Source organism: Streptomyces sp. NPDC005494 (assembly GCF_042872025.1).
Lineage (GTDB): Bacteria > Actinomycetota > Actinomycetes > Streptomycetales > Streptomycetaceae > Streptomyces.
Map to the genome: position 1 here is coordinate 834779 of NZ_JBIAJR010000003.1, position 17284 is coordinate 852062.

14 protein-coding genes are annotated in these 17284 nt (G+C 70.7%); 12 read left to right on the plus strand and 2 right to left on the minus strand.

Going from position 1 to position 17284, the window contains the following annotated elements:
• Nucleotides 1–4: 4 nt before the first annotated feature.
• The 8 genes from ACFYQ6_RS13660 (at nucleotide 5) to ACFYQ6_RS13695 (ending at nucleotide 12123) form a co-directional block, all read left to right on the plus strand.
• Entirely contained in the window at nucleotides 5–1684 is a 1680-nt protein-coding gene (locus tag ACFYQ6_RS13660) for an ABC transporter substrate-binding protein (RefSeq protein WP_361574024.1), read from the plus strand.
• 220 nt (nucleotides 1685–1904) lie between these two features.
• Entirely contained in the window at nucleotides 1905–2960 is a 1056-nt protein-coding gene (locus ACFYQ6_RS13665) for an ABC transporter ATP-binding protein (RefSeq protein WP_361574026.1), read from the plus strand.
• Nucleotides 2957–3937 carry an ABC transporter permease gene (locus ACFYQ6_RS13670; protein ID WP_361574028.1) on the plus strand — a complete coding sequence of 327 codons (981 nt, stop codon included), beginning with the start codon at nucleotides 2957–2959 and terminating at the stop codon, nucleotides 3935–3937. Before ACFYQ6_RS13665 ends, ACFYQ6_RS13670 begins: the two co-directional genes overlap by 4 nt.
• A 5-nt stretch (nucleotides 3938–3942) precedes the next feature.
• Nucleotides 3943–5079, plus strand: coding sequence for an ABC transporter permease (locus ACFYQ6_RS13675; RefSeq protein ID WP_361574030.1), 1137 nt, complete (start codon nucleotides 3943–3945; stop codon nucleotides 5077–5079).
• The gene (locus ACFYQ6_RS13680) at nucleotides 5076–6071 is read left to right on the plus strand and encodes an ABC transporter ATP-binding protein (RefSeq protein ID WP_361574032.1); all 996 of its coding nucleotides are present in this window, start codon (nucleotides 5076–5078) and stop codon (nucleotides 6069–6071) included. Before ACFYQ6_RS13675 ends, ACFYQ6_RS13680 begins: the two co-directional genes overlap by 4 nt.
• Nucleotides 6072–6123: 52 nt before the next feature.
• The gene (locus ACFYQ6_RS13685) at nucleotides 6124–7536 is read left to right on the plus strand and encodes a GH1 family beta-glucosidase (RefSeq protein ID WP_361574034.1); all 1413 of its coding nucleotides are present in this window, start codon (nucleotides 6124–6126) and stop codon (nucleotides 7534–7536) included.
• A gap of 44 nt (nucleotides 7537–7580) precedes the next feature.
• On the plus strand, nucleotides 7581–10667 hold the full coding sequence (locus ACFYQ6_RS13690) for a glycoside hydrolase family 3 N-terminal domain-containing protein (RefSeq protein WP_361574037.1): 3087 nt from the start codon (nucleotides 7581–7583) through the stop codon (nucleotides 10665–10667).
• 61 nt (nucleotides 10668–10728) lie between these two features.
• Nucleotides 10729–12123, plus strand: coding sequence for a hypothetical protein (locus tag ACFYQ6_RS13695; RefSeq protein WP_361574039.1), 1395 nt, complete (start codon nucleotides 10729–10731; stop codon nucleotides 12121–12123).
• Here the strand turns inward: ACFYQ6_RS13695 and ACFYQ6_RS13700 are convergent.
• Entirely contained in the window at nucleotides 12120–12719 is a 600-nt protein-coding gene (locus ACFYQ6_RS13700; protein ID WP_388762970.1) for an MSMEG_1061 family FMN-dependent PPOX-type flavoprotein, read from the minus strand. The two genes, ACFYQ6_RS13695 and ACFYQ6_RS13700, sit on opposite strands and share 4 nt — an antisense overlap.
• A gap of 398 nt (nucleotides 12720–13117) precedes the next feature.
• Here ACFYQ6_RS13700 and ppk2 point away from each other — a divergent pair, with 398 nt between their 5' ends.
• On the plus strand, nucleotides 13118–14068 hold the full coding sequence (gene ppk2, locus ACFYQ6_RS13705) for a polyphosphate kinase 2 (RefSeq protein ID WP_361574041.1): 951 nt from the start codon (nucleotides 13118–13120) through the stop codon (nucleotides 14066–14068).
• Between the two features lie 6 nt (nucleotides 14069–14074).
• Here ppk2 and ACFYQ6_RS13710 read toward each other — a convergent pair whose 3' ends face one another.
• Nucleotides 14075–14833, minus strand: coding sequence for a DUF4097 family beta strand repeat-containing protein (locus ACFYQ6_RS13710; RefSeq protein WP_388762972.1), 759 nt, complete (start codon nucleotides 14831–14833; stop codon nucleotides 14075–14077).
• 131 nt (nucleotides 14834–14964) lie between these two features.
• Here ACFYQ6_RS13710 and ACFYQ6_RS13715 point away from each other — a divergent pair, with 131 nt between their 5' ends.
• Genes ACFYQ6_RS13715 through ACFYQ6_RS13725 form a run of 3 tightly spaced genes read left to right on the plus strand, consistent with a single transcriptional unit; the run spans nucleotide 14965 to nucleotide 17284 of the window.
• Entirely contained in the window at nucleotides 14965–15354 is a 390-nt protein-coding gene (locus ACFYQ6_RS13715; protein ID WP_361574045.1) for a GntR family transcriptional regulator, read from the plus strand.
• The gene (locus ACFYQ6_RS13720) at nucleotides 15351–16244 is read left to right on the plus strand and encodes an ABC transporter ATP-binding protein (protein ID WP_388762974.1); all 894 of its coding nucleotides are present in this window, start codon (nucleotides 15351–15353) and stop codon (nucleotides 16242–16244) included. The genes ACFYQ6_RS13715 and ACFYQ6_RS13720 overlap by 4 nt, the downstream gene beginning before the upstream one ends.
• Nucleotides 16241–17284, plus strand: coding sequence for a transporter (locus tag ACFYQ6_RS13725; protein ID WP_361574049.1), 1044 nt, complete (start codon nucleotides 16241–16243; stop codon nucleotides 17282–17284). Before ACFYQ6_RS13720 ends, ACFYQ6_RS13725 begins: the two co-directional genes overlap by 4 nt.

Consider the following 17284-nt stretch of genomic DNA (forward strand, 5'->3'; position numbering starts at 1 on the left):
CGTCATGTCCGTACGCCGTCGTCACACTCTGAGAGCGCTCTCAGCCGCCACCGCCGTGGTCGCGCTCGCCGCAGGCTGTTCGTCCGCCAACTCGGGTGCCAACAAGGGGGGAGGCGCGGGTGCCACGGGCGTGCTGACTCTCGGCAAGCCGGACGGGCCGCAGACGAACAACAGCAACCCGTTCCTCGCGACCTCGGCGAGCGCCACCCTCGGCTACCGCTACATGATCTACGAGCCGCTGGCGATGACCAACCAGATCCGCCCCACCGACAAGGCGGACCCCTGGCTCGCGACCGCGTGGGACTGGGAGTCCAACTTCACCAAGCTCACCTTCACCCTCGACAAGCGGGCCAAGTGGGCCGACGGAAAGCCGCTGACCGCCGCCGACGTCGCCTTCACCTTCGAACTGCTGAAGAAGCACCCGGGGCTCAACGGCTTCGGCATCCCGTTCGACGGCATCGCCGTCGAGGGTGAGAAGGTCGTTCTGACCTTCAAGGACTCCCAGTTCGTCAACCAGAACAGGATCATCACGACCTACGTCGTGCCCAAGCACATCTGGGAGAAGGTCGAGAACCCCGAGACCTGGCCCAACCGCACCCCGGTCGGCTCGGGTCCGTACAAGCTGAAGACCTTCACCCCGCAGACCACCACCCTGGTCGCCACGCCCACCTACTGGAAGGGCGAGACGAAGGTCAAGGAACTGCGCTACAGCACGTACAACGACAACAGCGCCGCGACCACGGCCCTGGCGAACGGCAAGCTGGAGTGGTCGTTCGTCTTCATGCCGAACTACAAGCAGCTGTACATCGCCAAGGACCCGAAGAACCACAAGCTGTGGTTCCCCTCGGGGCTCGGCATCCACGGCCTGTGGTTCAACACGGCCCGCAAGCCGTTCGACAACCCGGCCCTGCGCAAGGCCATGGCCATGGTCATCGACCGCAAGGCGATCCACGTACAGGCCCAGGCGACCCTCTACCCGGAGATCAGCAACCCGACCGGCATCCCGCTGCCCGCCGGAGAGCCCTTCCTCGCCCCGGAGTACAAGAACGCCACCACGGCGCCCGACGTGGCCGGAGCCAAGAAGATCCTCGACGAGGCCGGGTTCGAGCTCAGCGGCGGCGTCCTGAAGGACCCGAGCGGCAAGCCCGTCGAGCTCACCTTCACCGACCCGGCCGGCTGGAACGACTACATCACCGGGCTGTCCATCATCAAGGACAACATCAAGCAGCTCGGCATCGAGGCCAAGGTCAAGACGCAGACCGCCGAGGCCTGGGGCAACGACGTCGGCACCGGCAACTTCGACGCCACCCTGCACTGGACCAACAGCGGGGCCACGCCGTACGACATGTACCAGAACATCATGGACGGGGCGATCCTCCAGCCCATCGGCAAGACCTCCCAGCTGGGCAACTTCGGCCGCTTCAAGAGCCCCGAGGCGACCGCCGCGCTGAAGGAGTACGCCAACGCCACCGACGACGCCACCCGCACCAAGGCCATGAACGCCCTCCAGAAGATCATGGTCGAGCAGGCCCCCGTCATCCCGACGGCCGCCGCCCCCATCGGTGCCGAGTACTCCACGAAGAACTGGGTGGGCTGGCCCACCGAGAAGGACCCGTACGCAGCACCGCAGCACACCCAGCCCGACGCGCTGGAAGTCGTGCTGAACCTGAAGCCCGCCAAGTGAAGAGGGTCCGGCAATCGGGCGGCGGTGTCGCGGGGCCGGGCACGCACTCCCCCGAGCTCTCGGCTTCGCTCGAGCAGGGTGGGACCCCCAGCGGCGTTGTCGTCAGTCAACAACGCTCCGCGTTGCCTCCATCCTCCGCCTTGCAGCTGCACGCACCCAGCCCCGCTCCTTCACCCACCCCCCAATTGCCGGACCCTCCAAGCACGGGGAAGAACCGCCCATGACCACCGAACAGTCCGCAGACGTGCGCACCACGAACGACGTGGTGCTCGAAGCACGCGGAGTCACCAAGCACTTCCCCGTCCGGCGCACCGCCGGTGACCTCGTCGCCCGCAGACGCCGCACCGTCCACGCCGTCGACGACGTCTCGCTGGAGCTCCGGCGCGGCACCGTCACGGCGCTGGTGGGGGAGTCCGGCTCCGGAAAGTCCACCGTCGCACGGCTGCTCGCCCAGCTGTACCCGCTCACCGCGGGCGAGATACACCTGGGCGGTACGGCGGTGAAGGCCGGGCGTGGCCGGTCCTTCCGCACCTACGTCAAACAGGTCCAGCTGATCTTCCAGGACCCCTTCGCCTCGCTCAACCCGGTGCACACCGTGCGCTACCACCTGACCCGGTCCCTCAAGATCCACGGCCGGGCGGGGAGCGGGGAGGCGGAACTGGAGACGAACCTGGCGGCCCTCCTGGAACGCGTCCAGCTGACTCCTCCTCATCAGTACCTGGACAAGTTCCCGCACGAGCTGTCGGGAGGGCAGCGCCAGCGCGTCGCGATCGCGCGCGCGCTCGGCGCCGACCCGCAGGTCCTGCTGGCCGACGAGCCGGTGTCGATGCTCGACGTGTCGATCCGGCTCGGCGTCCTCAACCTGCTGCGCGACCTCAAGGAGCGGCTGCGCCTGGCGATCCTCTACATCACCCACGACATCGCCTCCGCCCGCTACTTCGCCGACACGACCCTGGTGATGTACGCCGGCCGGATCGTCGAGGGCGGTGACAGCGAGACCGTCACCCAGCGCCCCGCCCATCCGTACACCCAGCTGCTGATCGCCTCCGCGCCCGACCCCGACCGGGTGGCGGACCAGGAGGCGCAGGAGGAGACCGGAAGCGGCGAGCCGCCCTCACTGATCGCCCCGCCGGACGGCTGCCGCTTCCACCCTCGCTGCCCGAAGGCCATGGAGCGCTGCCGCACCGAACTGCCGCCGCGCTTCGACCTGGCGGACGGCCAGTGGGCCGCCTGCTGGCTGTACGACGGCACGACCGCCGAGGGAGCAGCGAAGTGAAGTACATCCTCCAGCGGTTCGCCTTCTACGCGGTGACCGCGTGGGCCGCCATCACCATCAACTTCCTGATCCCGCGCCTCATGCCGGGCGACCCCGTCGAGGCTCTGATGAGCCGCTACCAGGGGCAGCTCGACACCAGCGCCATCGCCTCCCTGAAGGCCCTGTTCGGGCTGGACGAGAACAAGTCGATCTGGGCGCAGTACACCGAGTACTGGTCGCACCTGCTCGACGGTGACCTGGGCCTGTCCTTCACCTTCTTCCCGACCCCGGTCGGCGAGGTGATCTCCCAGTCCCTTCCCTGGACGCTCGCGCTGGTCGGCATCACCACCATGATCAGCTTCCTGCTCGGCACCGGCATCGGCGTCTACAGCGGATGGCGGCGCGGCTCCTGGCTGGACGGGCTGCTGCCCGTGACCACCTTCATCTCGGCCATCCCGTACTTCTGGCTCGGCCTCATCGCCATCGCGCTGTTCGCCGTGAAGTGGCAGATCTTCCCGGCCGCCGGAGGCTACGACAACTCGCTGGTACCGGCCTTCGACTGGCCGTTCGTCTCCAGCGCGCTGTACCACGGGGTGCTCCCCGGCGTGACGATCGTGCTGAGCGCCATCGCCGGCTGGATCCTCGGCATGCGCAACATGATGGTGACCGTCTCCTCCGAGGACTACGTCATGGTGGCGCAGGCCAAGGGGCTGTCCGAGCGGCGCGTGATGTTCTCCTACGCCGCCCGCAACGCCGTCCTGCCCAACATCTCGGGATTCGCCCTCTCCCTCGGTTTCATCGTCGGAGGCACCCTGCTGGTCGAGATGGTCTTCTCCTACCCGGGCATCGGCTACCAGCTGTTCCAGGCCGTCGGAGCCAAGGACTACCCGCTGATGCAGGGCGTCTTCCTGATCATCACGCTCTCCGTGCTCGCCGCGAACCTGCTGGCCGACATGGCCTACGCCCTCCTCGACCCGCGCACCCGTAAGGAGGCCTGACGGATATGGCCGTCACCGGCACCGACGTAGTCGTCACCGAGGCCGCGCCCGCCGCGTCCCGGGCCAGGTTCCGCTTCCTGCGCGGCGGGAAGACCCGCACCGGGCTGCTGATCCTCGCCTTCTTCGTGATCCTGGCCGTGGTGGGCCCCTGGATCGCCCCGCACGACCCGGACGCGATGAGCGACCAGCTGCTGCAACCCCCGTCCGCCGACCACTGGTTCGGTACGACGCAGACCGGGCAGGACGTCCTCTCGCAGATCCTCGTCGGCACCCGCGGCGTGCTGCTCGTCGGATTCCTCGCCGGCATCCTGGCGACCGTGCTGTCCGTGCTCATCGGGGTCACCGCGGGATTCCTCGGCGGAGCCGCCGACGAGATCCTCTCGATGCTCTCCAACATCTTCCTCGTCATCCCGGGCCTGCCGCTGATCATCATCATCGCGAGCTTCGTCGAGGACACCGGGGACCTGCTCATCGCGGCCGTCATCGCCCTGACCTCCTGGGCCTGGGGAGCGCGCGTCCTGCGCGCCCAGACCCTGTCCCTCAGGCGGCGCGACTACGTGGAGGCGGCGCGGGCGACCGGCGAATCGACCTGGCGGATCATCCTGTTCGAGGTCATGCCCAACCTCACCGCCGTCATCGCGTCCGGCTTCGTCGGCACCGTCATCTTCGCCGTCCTCTCGGAGATCACGCTCGCCTTCATCGGCGTCGCCGACATCTCCCACTGGAACTGGGGCACGGTGCTCTTCTGGGCCCAGTCCAACCAGGCTCTCGCCCAGGGCGCCTGGTGGTGGTTCGTCCCCGCCGGGCTCTGCATCGCCCTGCTCGGCACGGCCCTCTCGCTCATCAACTTCGGCATCGACGAGTTCGTCAACCCGCGTCTGCGCACCGCGACGGGCGCCTCCCGGAAGGTGCGGATGCGGGTCGGCTTCACGCCCGTCGCCCGCGTCGCCGCGCGGACCGGACCCGCGCCCGCCTTCACCCCGGTGGCCCGCACCGCGGCGCCCGCGGAGCCCGAGGCACCTGCCACGGCGCCCGCGGAGCCCGGTACGTCCGAGTCCGCCGCGGCGTCCGCGGCGCCCGGCACCTCCGGTCCCGGGGCCTCCGAGTCCGCCGGTACGTCCAGCAAGGAGCAGCCCGCATGACCGCCGAGCCGATCCTCACCATCAGCGGCCTGAACGTCGACTACGGCACCGGTGCGAGCGGCGTCCGCGCGCTGCGGGACGTCGACCTCACCCTGCACCGCGGCGAAGTCCTCGGCCTCGCGGGCGAATCGGGCTCCGGCAAGTCCACGCTGGCGTACGCCGTCACCCGGCTGCTCTCCCCGCCCGGGGTGATCACCGGAGGCGACGTCCACTACCACCGGCCCGGCGGCGAAGCCGTCGACATCCTCGCCCTGAGCCCCGACGAGCTGCGCGCCTTCCGCTGGCAGGAGCTGTCCATCGTGTTCCAGGGGGCGATGAACTCGCTCAACCCGGTGCACACGGTCCACAGCCAGCTGACCGACGTCCTCACCGCGCACCGCCCCGGCATGCGGGCCGCCGAGCGGACCGCGCGGGCCGAGGAGCTGCTGCACCTCGTAGGCATCTCCGCCGACCGGCTCGCCGCCTACCCGCACCAGCTCTCGGGCGGCATGCGCCAGCGCGTGATGATCGCCATGGCGCTGGCCCTGGAACCCGAGATCGTCATCATGGACGAGCCCACCACCGCGCTCGACGTGGTGATGCAGCGGCAGATCCTGCGCAAGCTGGTCGAGCTGCGGGAGCGCCTCTCCTTCTCCGTCGTCTTCATCACCCACGACATCTCGCTGCTGATCGAGTTCTCCGACCGCATCGCGATCATGTACGGCGGGCGGATCGTGGAGCAGGCGGGCGCGGCGGAGATCTACCGCGACCCGCGCCACCCGTACAGCGAAGGCCTGCTGCACTCCTTCCCCGCGCTGCACGGCCCCCGGCGCGAGCTCACCGGCATCCCGGGATCGCCCCCGCACCTGTCCGCGATGCCCGCCGGCTGTGCCTTCCATCCCCGCTGCGGCAAGGCCTTCGAACCGTGCGACGCCCGGGTCCCGGTGCTCACCGCTCCGGAGGGCGGCCAGGACCGTGAGGTCGCCTGCTGGCTGCACACCCGGCCGGCCTGAGCCCGGCCGGCCGAAGCAAACCCCCACCCCGCAAACGGAGTTACGGAGAACCATGAATCTCGTCACGCCCCGCAGCAGCCTGCAGCCCGCCGCCGTCCAGGGACTCCCTGCCGACTTCCGCTGGGGCGTGGCCACCTCCTCGTACCAGATCGAGGGCGCGGCGTCGGAGGACGGCCGCACCGCCTCCATCTGGGACACCTTCTGCCGCGTCCCGGGCGCCGTGCACAACGCGGAGCACGGCGACGTGGCCTGCGACCACTACCACCGGATGCCGGAGGACGTGGAGCTGATCGCGGGCCTCGGCGTCGACACCTACCGTTTCTCGCTCGCCTGGCCGCGCATCCAGCCGGGCGGCCGGGGTCCCGCCAACGCCAAGGGCCTCGACTTCTACAAGCGGCTGGTCGACGAGCTCCAGGGGAGGGGCATCACCCCCTGGGTCACCCTCTACCACTGGGACCTGCCGCAGGAGCTGGAGGACGCGGGCGGCTGGCCGGCCCGCGACACCGCCCTCCGGTTCGCGGAGTACGCCATGCTCGCCCACGACGCGCTCGGTGACCGGGTCGAGCACTGGACCACCCTGAACGAGCCGTGGTGCTCGGCGATGCTCGGATACGCCTACGGTGCCCACGCCCCCGGCCGCACCGACATGGGCGACGCCATGAGCGCCGTCCACCACCTGCTGCTCGGGCACGGCCTCGCCGCCCGGCAGATGCGCGAGGCGGCAGGCAGCAGCCCGCTCGAACTCGGCATCACCCTCAACCTCGGGACCGCCACCCCGGAGACGGACAGCGAAGCCGACCGCGAGGCCTGCCGCCGCGCCGACGGCATGGGCACCCGCCTGTACCTCGACCCGATCGTGCACGGCCGCTACCCGCGGGACGTCGTCGAGGACCTGGCCGCGCAGGGGATCGAACTCCCCGTGCGGGACGGCGACCTGGACGCCATCTCCACCCCCCTCGACGTCCTGGGGGTCAACTTCTACCGCGGCGCCCTCTTCTCCGGAGTCACCGAGGACGGGTCGCCGACCGACGCCGACGGCCTCCCCGTCGTCCGCGGGGTCGAGCGCGACCTGCCTCGTACCGCCATGGACTGGGAGATCACCCCGGCCGAGCTCACCGATCTGCTGCTGCGGCTCCAGAGCGACTACGCGCTGCCGACCGTGATCACCGAGAACGGCGCCGCCTTCGACGACACCGTCGCCGCCGACGGCTCGGTGCCCGACACCGACCGCACCGCCTATCTCGCCGACCACATCGACGCCGTGTCCGAGGCCCGCCGGCAGGGCGCCGACGTCCGGGGCTACTTCGCCTGGTCGCTGATGGACAACTTCGAGTGGGCCTACGGCTACGACAAGCGGTTCGGCATCGTCCGCGTCGACTACGACACCCAGGTGCGGACGCTCAAGGACAGTGCCAAGTGGTACCGCGACACGATCCGCCTCACCCGGAACGCCCGTACCGACTGATCTTCCCCCTGCCCGAATGTCACCGGAGTAGAGAAGAGCCGCACATGCCCCGTACACCGCACGCCCGCGCCCGCCACCGGGCGAGACCGGCGACCGCCGCACTCGCCGCGGCCACCGTTCTCGCCTCGCTGCTCGCCGGGGCCGTCCCCAGCGCGGCGGCCGGCACCGAGGAGCCGGCGCCCGTCCTCGTCGACCGTTTCGAGGGCGAGGTCCCCCTCGGCAACCCGCCCGCCGACTCCCTGTTCACCTGGGGCGGCGACGCGGACGACCACCCGGCGCTGGAGTTCAAGGAGCGCGCCGACGCGCCCGAGGGCTCCAAGGTCCTCCAGGGCACCTACGACATCAGCGCCTGGGGCGGACTCAGCCACGAGTTCGCCGTCGACCAGCCGCCGAAGGACTGGACCGCGCACAAGGGCATCCGCTTCTGGTGGTACGGCCAGAACACCGCGCCCCTGCCGCCCGGTTCGGGCAAGCGGATCAACTTCGAGATCAAGGACGGCGGCGCGAACGGCGGCGCCTCCGAACTGTGGACCACCTCCTTCACCGACGACTGGGAGGGCTGGCACCAGGTCGAGATCCCCTTCGCGGACTTCGTCTACCGCGCCGACTACCAGCCCGTCGGCGGCATCGACCAGGTCCTCGGACTGAACGAGATGTGGGGTTACGCCGTCACCCTGCCGACCGGCGCCCCCGGCTCCTTCGCCATGGACGCCGTCGAGCTGTACGGAAAGGCCGACCCGGCCCTGAAGGCCGGCGTCGTCGTCGACTCCGCGGTGCACACGGTCGAGGAGGGCGGCACGGCGGACATCAAGATCTCCGTCGCCACCACCGGCTCCGTGCCCACCGAGGAGCCCGTCACCGTTGCCTACACCACCAAGGGCGGCAGCGCGGAGTCCGGCAAGGACTACACCGCGGTCAGCGGCACGCACACCTTCCCCGCGGGTACCGCGTCCGGCACCACGCACACCGTCTCCGTGGCCACGGCGAAGGACAAGGGGGCCGAGTCGGCGGAGACGATCCCGCTGGAGCTCACCGTCACCGGGGCCAAGGCGCCCAAGGAGAACCCGCAGGTCGTCATCGACGCCCACGGACTGCCGTACCAGAACGCGAAGCTCCCGGTGAAGAAGCGCGTCGCCGACCTGCTCTCGCGGATGTCCCCGGCCGAGAAGGCCGGCCAGATGACCCAGGCCGAGCGCAACGCGCTGAAGTCGCAGGGCGACATCGCCACCTACGACCTCGGCTCGCTGCTCTCCGGCGGCGGTTCCGTGCCCACCCCGAACACGCCCGAGGCCTGGGCGAAGATGACCGACGCCTACCAGCTGCGCGCGCAGGCGACCCGCTTCCAGATCCCGCTGATCTACGGCGTGGACGCGGTGCACGGCCACAACAACGTGATCGGCTCGACGATCATGCCGCACAACATCGGCATCGGCGCGGGCCGTGACCCGAAGCTCGCCGAGAAGACCGGCGCCGTCACCGCGAACGAGGTCCGCGCCACCGGCATCCCGTGGGACTTCGCCCCCTGCGTCTGCGTCACCCGTGACGAGCGCTGGGGCCGTTCCTACGAGGCATACGGCGAGGACCCGGCGCTGGTCGAGGCCATGGAGACGGTCATCACCGGCATGCAGGGCCACCCGTCGGGCAAGGACCTCGACCGCAACGACAAGGTGCTGGCCAGCGCCAAGCACTTCGTCGGCGACGGCGGCACGGAGTTCGGCTCCTCCACCACCGGCTCGTACACCATCGACCAGGGCGTCACGAAGGTCACGCGCGAGGAGCTCGAAGCGGTGCACCTCGCGCCGTTCACCGAGTCCGTGAAGCGCGGCGTCGGCACGGTCATGCCCTCCTACTCCTCGCTGGACATCATCGGCGACGACGCCGGCCCGGTGAAGATGCACGCCAACGCCGAGATGATCAACGGTGTGCTCAAGGACCGGATGGGCTTCGAGGGCTTCGTCATCAGCGACTGGCAGGCCATCGACCAGATCCCCGGTGACTACGCCAGCGACGTCCGCACCTCGGTCAACGCCGGGCTGGACATGATCATGGTCCCGACCGCCTACCAGGACTTCACGAAGACGCTCCAGGCGGAGGTCACCGCAGGCCGGATCAGCGAGGCCCGGATCGACGACGCCGTCGCCCGGATCCTGACCCAGAAGTTCCGCCTCGGCCTCTTCGAGAAGCCGTACGCGGACACCTCGAACCTCGACGAGGTCGGCTCGGCCGGGCACCGCGCGGTCGCCCGTGAGGCAGCCGCCAAGTCCCAGGTGCTGCTGAAGAACGACGGCGCCGTGCTCCCGCTCAAGGCGTCGCAGAAGGTCTACGTCGCCGGGTCCAACGCGGACGACCTCGGCAACCAGGCCGGCGGCTGGACCGTCAGCTGGCAGGGCGCCTCCGGTGCCACCACCACGGGCACGACGATCCTGGAGGGCATCGAGAAGAACACCTCCTCGGCCACCTTCTCCAAGGACGCCTCCGCCCCGACCGAGGGATACGACGCGGGAGTCGTGGTCGTCGGCGAGAAGCCGTACGCCGAGGGCATCGGGGACGTCGGCAACGGCCACGACCTGGAGCTCACCGACGCCGACAAGAAGGCGATCGACACGGTCTGCGCCGCCATGAAGTGCGCCGTCCTGATCGTCTCGGGCCGTCCGCAGCTCGTCGGCGACCAGCTCGACGGCATCGACGCCCTGGTCGCCTCCTGGCTGCCGGGCACCGAGGGCGACGGCGTCGCCGACGTCCTCTACGGCAAGCGGGCCTTCACCGGACAGCTTCCGGTGACCTGGCCCAGGTCCGGGTCGCAGCTGCCGATCAACGTCGGCGACGCGGCGTACGACCCGCAGTTCCCGTACGGCTGGGGTCTCACCACCCTGAAGAAGGTCCCCACGGGCGGCGAAGCCACCCTCACCGGACTCGCCGTCGCCGCCTCGCTCGCCGAGCGGGCCGGCCTCGGGAAGACCACGGCGGGCAAGGAGATCGTGGACCGGGCGAGGCTCCTGGTACAGCGGAAGACCGGCGGAAAGCTGACGGCGGCGGTGTCCAAGCCGTTCGCCGAGGCCGACCACCTGCTGCTCACCGGTGACCTGACCGGAGCGGTGGCGAAGCTGCGCACGGCGTACCGCGCCGCGTAACTGCGGAAAAGAAACCCGGGCGGGCGACGCGTTTGTCGCCCGTCCGGGTTACTTTCGGAGTATGCGGAAGAGGCTGTTCGCTCCCCTGTGGGCCTGCCTGCTGCTGATACTCACGGCGGCTGTGCTGGCGATGACCCCCGCTGCCCAGGCCGCCCCCTCCACGATCGACGACGCGGCGAGCGCCCTGCGCCAGGGCCCCGTGTACGTCGACCCGGCGGCGTCCGGTCAGCTCTCGGCGGCCCAGGAGGCCGCCCTGGAGAAGAAGATCAAGGACGCCGACAAACCCGTCTTCGTGGCCGTCCTGCCCGCGACGTCCGAGTACCCGCCCCAGAACCTCCTGCAGAACCTGCGCACCGACACCGGAGTCACCGGTGTCTACGCGGTCCGCCTCGGCGACGGCTTCGACGCGGGCGCCGACCCGCAGGTGATGCCGACCCGGGCCGTCGACAACCTCACCAGCGCCGTGAAGGCGCCCGGCACGGACACCGACGCCGCGACCCAGCTGAACGCCTTCGTCGACCGGGCCCTCGACCAGGCCAAGGGCAGCGCCCCGGCCTCCTGGTCCGGCGGAGGCGGCGCGGGCCACGATGCCGGCAACGGCGCCCCGGTGGCCGGGCTGATCGTCCTCGGCGGCGTGGTCCTGGTGGGCGGAGGTACCGCGTTCGCGGTCGCCCGCCGCAACAGGAAGCGCAAGGAGGAAGAGGAACGGGCGGCTCTGGAGAAGCTCCGGGTCGTCGTGGACGAGGACATCACCGCCTACGGCGAGACCCTGGACCGGCTGGACTTCCATCCCGGCGAGAAGGGCGCCGACGACGCGATGCGCATCGAGTACGAGCGCGCGCTCGACTCCTACGAGGACGCCAAGTCCCGCATGGGCGGCGCCCAGCACCCCTCCGACGTACGAGGGGTCACCCAGGCCCTGGAGGACGGCCGCTTCTCCCTCGCCGTCCTGGAGGCCCGGCGCACGGGCCGGCCGCTCCCCGCCCGCAGGCCGCCCTGCTTCTTCGACCCGCGCCACGGGCCCTCGGTCGCCGACGTCCTGTGGACTCCCTCGGGCGGTGCCGCACGCGAGGTCCCGGTCTGCGGAGCCGACGAGGTCCGGCTGCGCGAGGGCGAGGACCCCATGAGCCGGACGGTCGACGTGGGGGAGGGCCGGCGGCGTCCCTACTGGGAGGCGGGCCCGGCCTACGGTCCCTGGGCCGGCGGCTACTTCGGCGGCGGCCTGCTCCCCGGGCTGCTGGTCGGCACCATGCTCGGTTCGATGCTCTCCACCCCGGCGTACGCGGCGGATTACGGCGGCGGTGACTTCGGCGGCGGAGGCGGTGACTGGAGCGGGGGTGACGTCTCGGGCTCCGACTTCGACTCCTCCGGTTTCGGTGGCTTCGGCGACGGAGGCGGCTTCGGGGACGGAGGCGGCTTCGGAGGCGGCGGAGGGTTCGACGGCGGCGGGTTCTAGCCCGCCGTCCGCGCACCCGGCGTCTTCGCCGGCTGCTCCTCCCACGTCTCCGGGGCCCAGACGCCGGAGCGCTTCAGCGAGGCCGGGCAGTGCAGGTATATCTCGTCGATGTCCACGACCAGCGCGAGGTCGGGGCGCCGGCCCTTGACCGTCATCTCGTCGAACACGGGGGCGTCGGTGAGGATGCGCGCCCGCCCGTTGATCCGCAGGACCGTCATGGCGCCGGGTATCAGGTAGAGCAGGCCCACATGCGGGTTGGACAGGATGTTGTGGAAGCTGTCGCCGCGCCGGTTGCCGGGCAGATCCGGCAGCACGAGGGTGCGCGTGTCCAGGACCCGGGTGAAGCCCGGTTCGCCCCCGCGCGGGGAGGTGTCGCAGTTGCCGTCGGCGTCGGAGGTCGAGACGGCGCAGAAGGGCGCCCTGGCCAGCAGGTCCAGGTCCGCTTCGGTGAGTTCGTCGTGCACCTTGTCGATGACGATCGGCCACGGTTCGCCCAGGATCTCGCGCAGCTGCTCCGCGGAGCGCAGGGGCACAGCTCCGGCCAGCGGACCGTCGTCAGGGGTGCCGACAGGGGCGGGGAGGGTGCCCGGGGCCATGGGCGCGGCATTCGACAAGGGGTTCTCCGGACCTCAGAGGTGCACACCAGCGGATCGCTGACCTGGCACTGTTAGGCTCACCTTACTTAAGCTCGCGGGTGCTCCCCGTCCCGGGGGCGCGGAGCGAGGCTGGGGAACAGTGCGCAACCGCATGCCGCAGCCCCGGCCGTACCGGCTGTGAGCGGCCCGGTCCTCCAGGGCGTTCAGGAACGGAAGGCCGGCACCACCGAGCGGCGCCGCGCGCCGCCGGCCCGCGCCAGCCCTCGGCCTGCTCGGCGCCGTCGCGCCCTCCTGCTGCTGACCGTGCCGGCGAGTCCCGCCGCCGGAGACGAGCCGTCCACCGCGGGCCCCGCGCCACCTGGTGGCGCCGGGCCCGATCGGATGCCAGGCTAGGGCTGATGGAGCGCGACGAGGTGGAGAAGCAGCTGCTGGACGGTCTGACCGTCGACACCAGCAGGCCGGAGCAGCCGATACTGCTCGACGAGGCCGGCAGGCCGATCAAGACCTGGCGGGAGAACTACCCGTACGACCGCAAGATCCGCCGCAAGGAGTACGAGCGGATCAAGCGCATCCTGCAGATCGAGATGCTCAAACTGCAGCGGTGGACGAAGGACACCGGTGCGCGGGTCGTCGTGGTGTGCGAGGGGCGTGACGCGGCCGGCAAGGGCGGCACCATCCAGCGCTTCACCGAGCGGCTCAACCCCCGTGGTGCGCGGATCGTCGCCCTCGACAAGCCCACGGACCGCGAGCGGGGCCAGTGGTACTTCCAGCGTTACGTGGCCCACCTCCCCGCGCCCGGCGAGCTCGTCTTCTTCGACCGCTCCTGGTACAACCGGGCCGGCGTCGAACGCGTCATGGGCTTCTGCTCCCAGCCCGAGTACGAACTCTTCCTCCAGCAGTGCCCGGCCTTCGAGCAGATGCTCGTCGACGACGGCATCATCGTCGTCAAGTTCTGGTTCTCCGTCTCCCGCGCCGAGCAGCGCACGCGCTTCGCCATCCGCCAGGTCGACCCCGTACGTCAGTGGAAGCTCTCGCCCACGGACATCGACTCCCTCGACCGCTGGGACGCCTACACGACGGCGAAGATCGACATGTTCCGCGCCACCGACACCGAGCACGCGCCGTGGACCGTCGTGAAGAGCAACGACAAGCGCCGGGCCCGCCTCGAAGCCATGCGCAGCCTGCTCGCCCGCGTCGACTACACGGCCAAGAGCGCTGAGGCCGTCGGCAAGCCGGACCCGCTCATCGTCGGCGCCGCCGCCACCCTGCTGGAGCCGGGCGAGGAGGACACCGCCCTCTCGCCCACCCGCCTCGCCCCGTACACCGAGGGGCCGGGGGAGCACCCCTGAGAGATCTCAGCCACGGACGGCGGTGACGTCACCGTTGACGGTGGCCAGCCGCATCTCGTGGCCGTTCTTCCGCGTGGCGGTGGGGACAGCGACAGAGGCCCGGCCGTTGCGGGTGGTGGCGGCGACGTCGTAGGCGGGCGCGCCGTGAGGCAGTGACACCCGCACCGATCCGTTGGTCGTGGCCGCGGTGACGCGGGCCGGTGAGGTGGCGCTGCCGAGCGTCACGTCCCCGTTCACGGTCTGGGCGTGGACGCCCGCCGCACGCAGAGTGCCGGTGCGCACCGAGCCGTTGCGGGTCACCAGGCGGACGGTGGCGTCCTCCTCGCCGGACCGGGTGACCGTCACGTCCCCGTTGACGGTGGTCAGGTCCAGCCCCGCGGCGATGCCCGTCGCGTCGATGCCCGCGTTCCGGGCGGTGACCGTGACGGAGACTCCGGCCGGAACGCCGACCGCGGGCATACGGGGGCACCGTCCGTCCTCGTGACCTTCGTCCGAAGGGCAGGACAGGCCGAGGGTCCAGGCGCCGTCGCGGTGGGACCAGACGCTGTCGATCCGGGCACCCGTGACCGCACGGTCGCCGTCGGCGGGCCGCAGACGCACGCCGTTGCCGGTCGTGATCACCAGGTGCGCACCCGGACGCAGCACCGGCGGGGCCCCGTCCGCGGGTGCGCCCGGATCCGCGTGCCCACCGCACGCCGCGACGAGGGGCCCGGCCGCCAGCAGTGCGGCCCATCGCCGTCTGCGTGTGAGAAGCGTGATGTTCATGGTGCCCGCCTTCCCTGCGCGGCCCGCGCCATGGCAGGTGGCGGTGAACTGCCCTTCCGCCGGTGGATGTTGACAGTCAGGGGATCGCTAGAGTCCTATAGTGATAGGAACCTAGATGAATAGAGGAGACGGTGATCGAGTTTCACCTCGATGCCCGGTCCGGTGTCGCGCCGTACCTGCAACTGGTCCACCAAGTGCGTCAGGCCATGCGCCTGGGGCTGCTCTTCGAGGGGGACCGCCTGCCCACGGTCAAGGACGTCGCCGCCAAGGTCGCGATCAATCCCAACACCGTGCTCAAGGCCTACCGGGAGCTGGAGTACGAGGGGCTGGTCACCAAGAAGCCCGGCGTCGGCACCTTCGTGTCCAGCACCCTCAGCGACGCCTCGCTGTCCGAACACGAGCCGCTGCGGCGCGAGTTGCAGGGATGGCTGGAGCGGGCGCGGGCCGCGGGGCTGGACGAGGAGAGCATCGAGGCCCTGTTCCTGAGCACCTTCCGTACACCCACCGAAGAGGAGCGATGACAGCCATTCTGGAAGCGAAAGGCCTGAGCAAGCGGTACGGCCGCCGCCAGGCCCTCTCGGACTGCACCATCAGCGTGCCGTCCGGCCGCGTCGTGGGTCTGGTCGGGCCCAACGGGGCCGGGAAGTCCACCCTGTTACAGCTGGCCTGCGGCCTGATCACCCCCACCTCGGGCACCGTCGAGGTCCTCGGCGGACGCCCCGCCTCCGGCACCGCGCAGCTCGCCAAGGTCGGGTTCGTCGCCCAGGACACCCCGACGTACGCCGGACTGTCCGTCGCCGACCACCTGAACCTGGGGCGGCGGCTGAACCCCGGCTGGGACGCGTCGCTCGCGGACGAGCGCGTCAGGAGCCTCGGCCTGGACCCCGCGCAGCGCGTCGGCAAGCTCTCCGGCGGCCAGCGCGCCCAGGTCGCGCTCACCCTCGCCGTCGCCAAGCGTCCCGGACTGCTCATCCTCGACGAGCCCGTCGCGGCCCTCGACCCCCTGGCCCGGCGCGAGTTCCTGCAAGGACTCATGGAGTACGTGGCCGAGCACGGCACCACCGTCATCCTCTCCTCGCACCTGGTCTCCGACCTGGAGCGGGTCTGCGACCACCTGATCTCGCTGGTCGCCTCCCGGGTCCAGATAGCCGGGGACGTGGACGACCTCCTCTCCACCCATTTCCGGCTCACCACGGCGCGCCGCGAGGCCGGCAGCCTGCCGGAGGGGATGACCGTCCTCCAGGCCACCCACACCGAACGGCAGAGCACCTTCGTCGTCCAGGCCCCCGCCCCGGTCCACGACCCGGCCTGGGTCCTGGAACCTCTCGGCCTGGAGGACCTCGTCCTCACCTACATGGCGGAGGGCACGTCCGGCCCCGCCCGAGGATCCGTCCTGGAGGCACAGCGATGATCTGGCTCACCTGGCGCCAGTACCGCGTCCAGACCCTGGTGGCCCTGGCCGCACTCGTCGCCGTGACCGCCGCCCTGGTGATCACCGGCTTCCAGCTCCGGGACACCTACGACAGCACGGTCGCCGTGTGCGGCAGCGACTGCGGGGCGGCGCGGAACGCGTTCGTCACCCGTTACAGCACCCTGTCCGCGTTCGTCACCGGGCTCCTGATCGCCGTACCGGGCCTCATGGGCGTCTTCTGGGGCGCGCCCCTGATCGCGCGCGAACTGGAGACCGGCACCCACCGGCTGATCTGGAACCAGAGCATCACCCGCACCCACTGGCTCGGCGTCAGGCTCACCGCCGTCGGGCTGGCGGCCGTGGCCGTCACGGCCCTGCTCAGCCTCACGGTGACCTGGTGGGCGTCGCCGCTCGACGAGGTCAACAGCGACCGGTTCACCCCGGTCGTCTTCGACGGCCGGGGCATCGTCCCGCTCGCATACGCGGCCTTCGCCTTCACCGTGGGGGTCTGTGCCGGACTTCTGATCCGCAGGACCGTGCCCGCCATGGCGGCCACCCTCGCCGTCTTCGTCGCGGTCCAGGTCCTCATGCCCTTCGCCGTACGCCCGCACTTCATGACGCCGGTGCGCACCGAGATCGCGCTTGCCGCTCTCACCCTGCGCGGCGGAGGCCCGGGCGAGGACGGGAACGGCACGGCCGCGTCCCGGTCCGGCTGGGAGGCGACGAACATCTCCATGTCCGGCGAAGGTGACGCCGCGCAGGTGGTCGTGGGCGCGGCCAGGCCGGGTGCCTGGGTGGTGTCCGGCAGCAGCCCGGTGCTCGATTCGTCCGGCCGGGAGGTCAGGGGGGCCGAGGGCTGCGCGCAACGCGACATCGACCCGGTGGAATGCTTCGCGAAGTCCGACCTCCACGTGGAGGTCGTCCACCACCCCGCCGACCGCTACTGGACCTTCCAGTGGATCGAGAGCGGCGTCTTCCTGGCCCTGGCCGGGCTGCTCACCGGCTTCTGCACCTGGTGGCTGCGCCGTCGCCTGAACTGA

Excerpts from the sequence above, each read along its gene's own strand:
- ACFYQ6_RS13660 (WP_361574024.1), top strand. The coding sequence starts at position 5 with ATGTCCGTACGCCGTCGTCACACTCTGAGAGCGCTCTCAGCCGCCACC.
- ACFYQ6_RS13665 (WP_361574026.1), top strand. The coding sequence starts at position 1,905 with ATGACCACCGAACAGTCCGCAGACGTGCGCACCACGAACGACGTGGTG.
- ACFYQ6_RS13675 (WP_361574030.1), top strand. The coding sequence starts at position 3,943 with ATGGCCGTCACCGGCACCGACGTAGTCGTCACCGAGGCCGCGCCCGCC.
- ACFYQ6_RS13680 (WP_361574032.1), top strand. The coding sequence starts at position 5,076 with ATGACCGCCGAGCCGATCCTCACCATCAGCGGCCTGAACGTCGACTAC.
- ACFYQ6_RS13685 (WP_361574034.1), top strand. The coding sequence starts at position 6,124 with ATGAATCTCGTCACGCCCCGCAGCAGCCTGCAGCCCGCCGCCGTCCAG.
- ACFYQ6_RS13690 (WP_361574037.1), top strand. The coding sequence starts at position 7,581 with ATGCCCCGTACACCGCACGCCCGCGCCCGCCACCGGGCGAGACCGGCG.
- ACFYQ6_RS13695 (WP_361574039.1), top strand. The coding sequence starts at position 10,729 with ATGCGGAAGAGGCTGTTCGCTCCCCTGTGGGCCTGCCTGCTGCTGATA.
- ACFYQ6_RS13700 (WP_388762970.1), bottom strand. The coding sequence starts at position 12,719 with ATGGCCCCGGGCACCCTCCCCGCCCCTGTCGGCACCCCTGACGACGGT.
- ppk2 (WP_361574041.1), top strand. The coding sequence starts at position 13,118 with ATGGAGCGCGACGAGGTGGAGAAGCAGCTGCTGGACGGTCTGACCGTC.
- ACFYQ6_RS13710 (WP_388762972.1), bottom strand. The coding sequence starts at position 14,833 with ATGAACATCACGCTTCTCACACGCAGACGGCGATGGGCCGCACTGCTG.
- ACFYQ6_RS13720 (WP_388762974.1), top strand. The coding sequence starts at position 15,351 with ATGACAGCCATTCTGGAAGCGAAAGGCCTGAGCAAGCGGTACGGCCGC.
- ACFYQ6_RS13725 (WP_361574049.1), top strand. The coding sequence starts at position 16,241 with ATGATCTGGCTCACCTGGCGCCAGTACCGCGTCCAGACCCTGGTGGCC.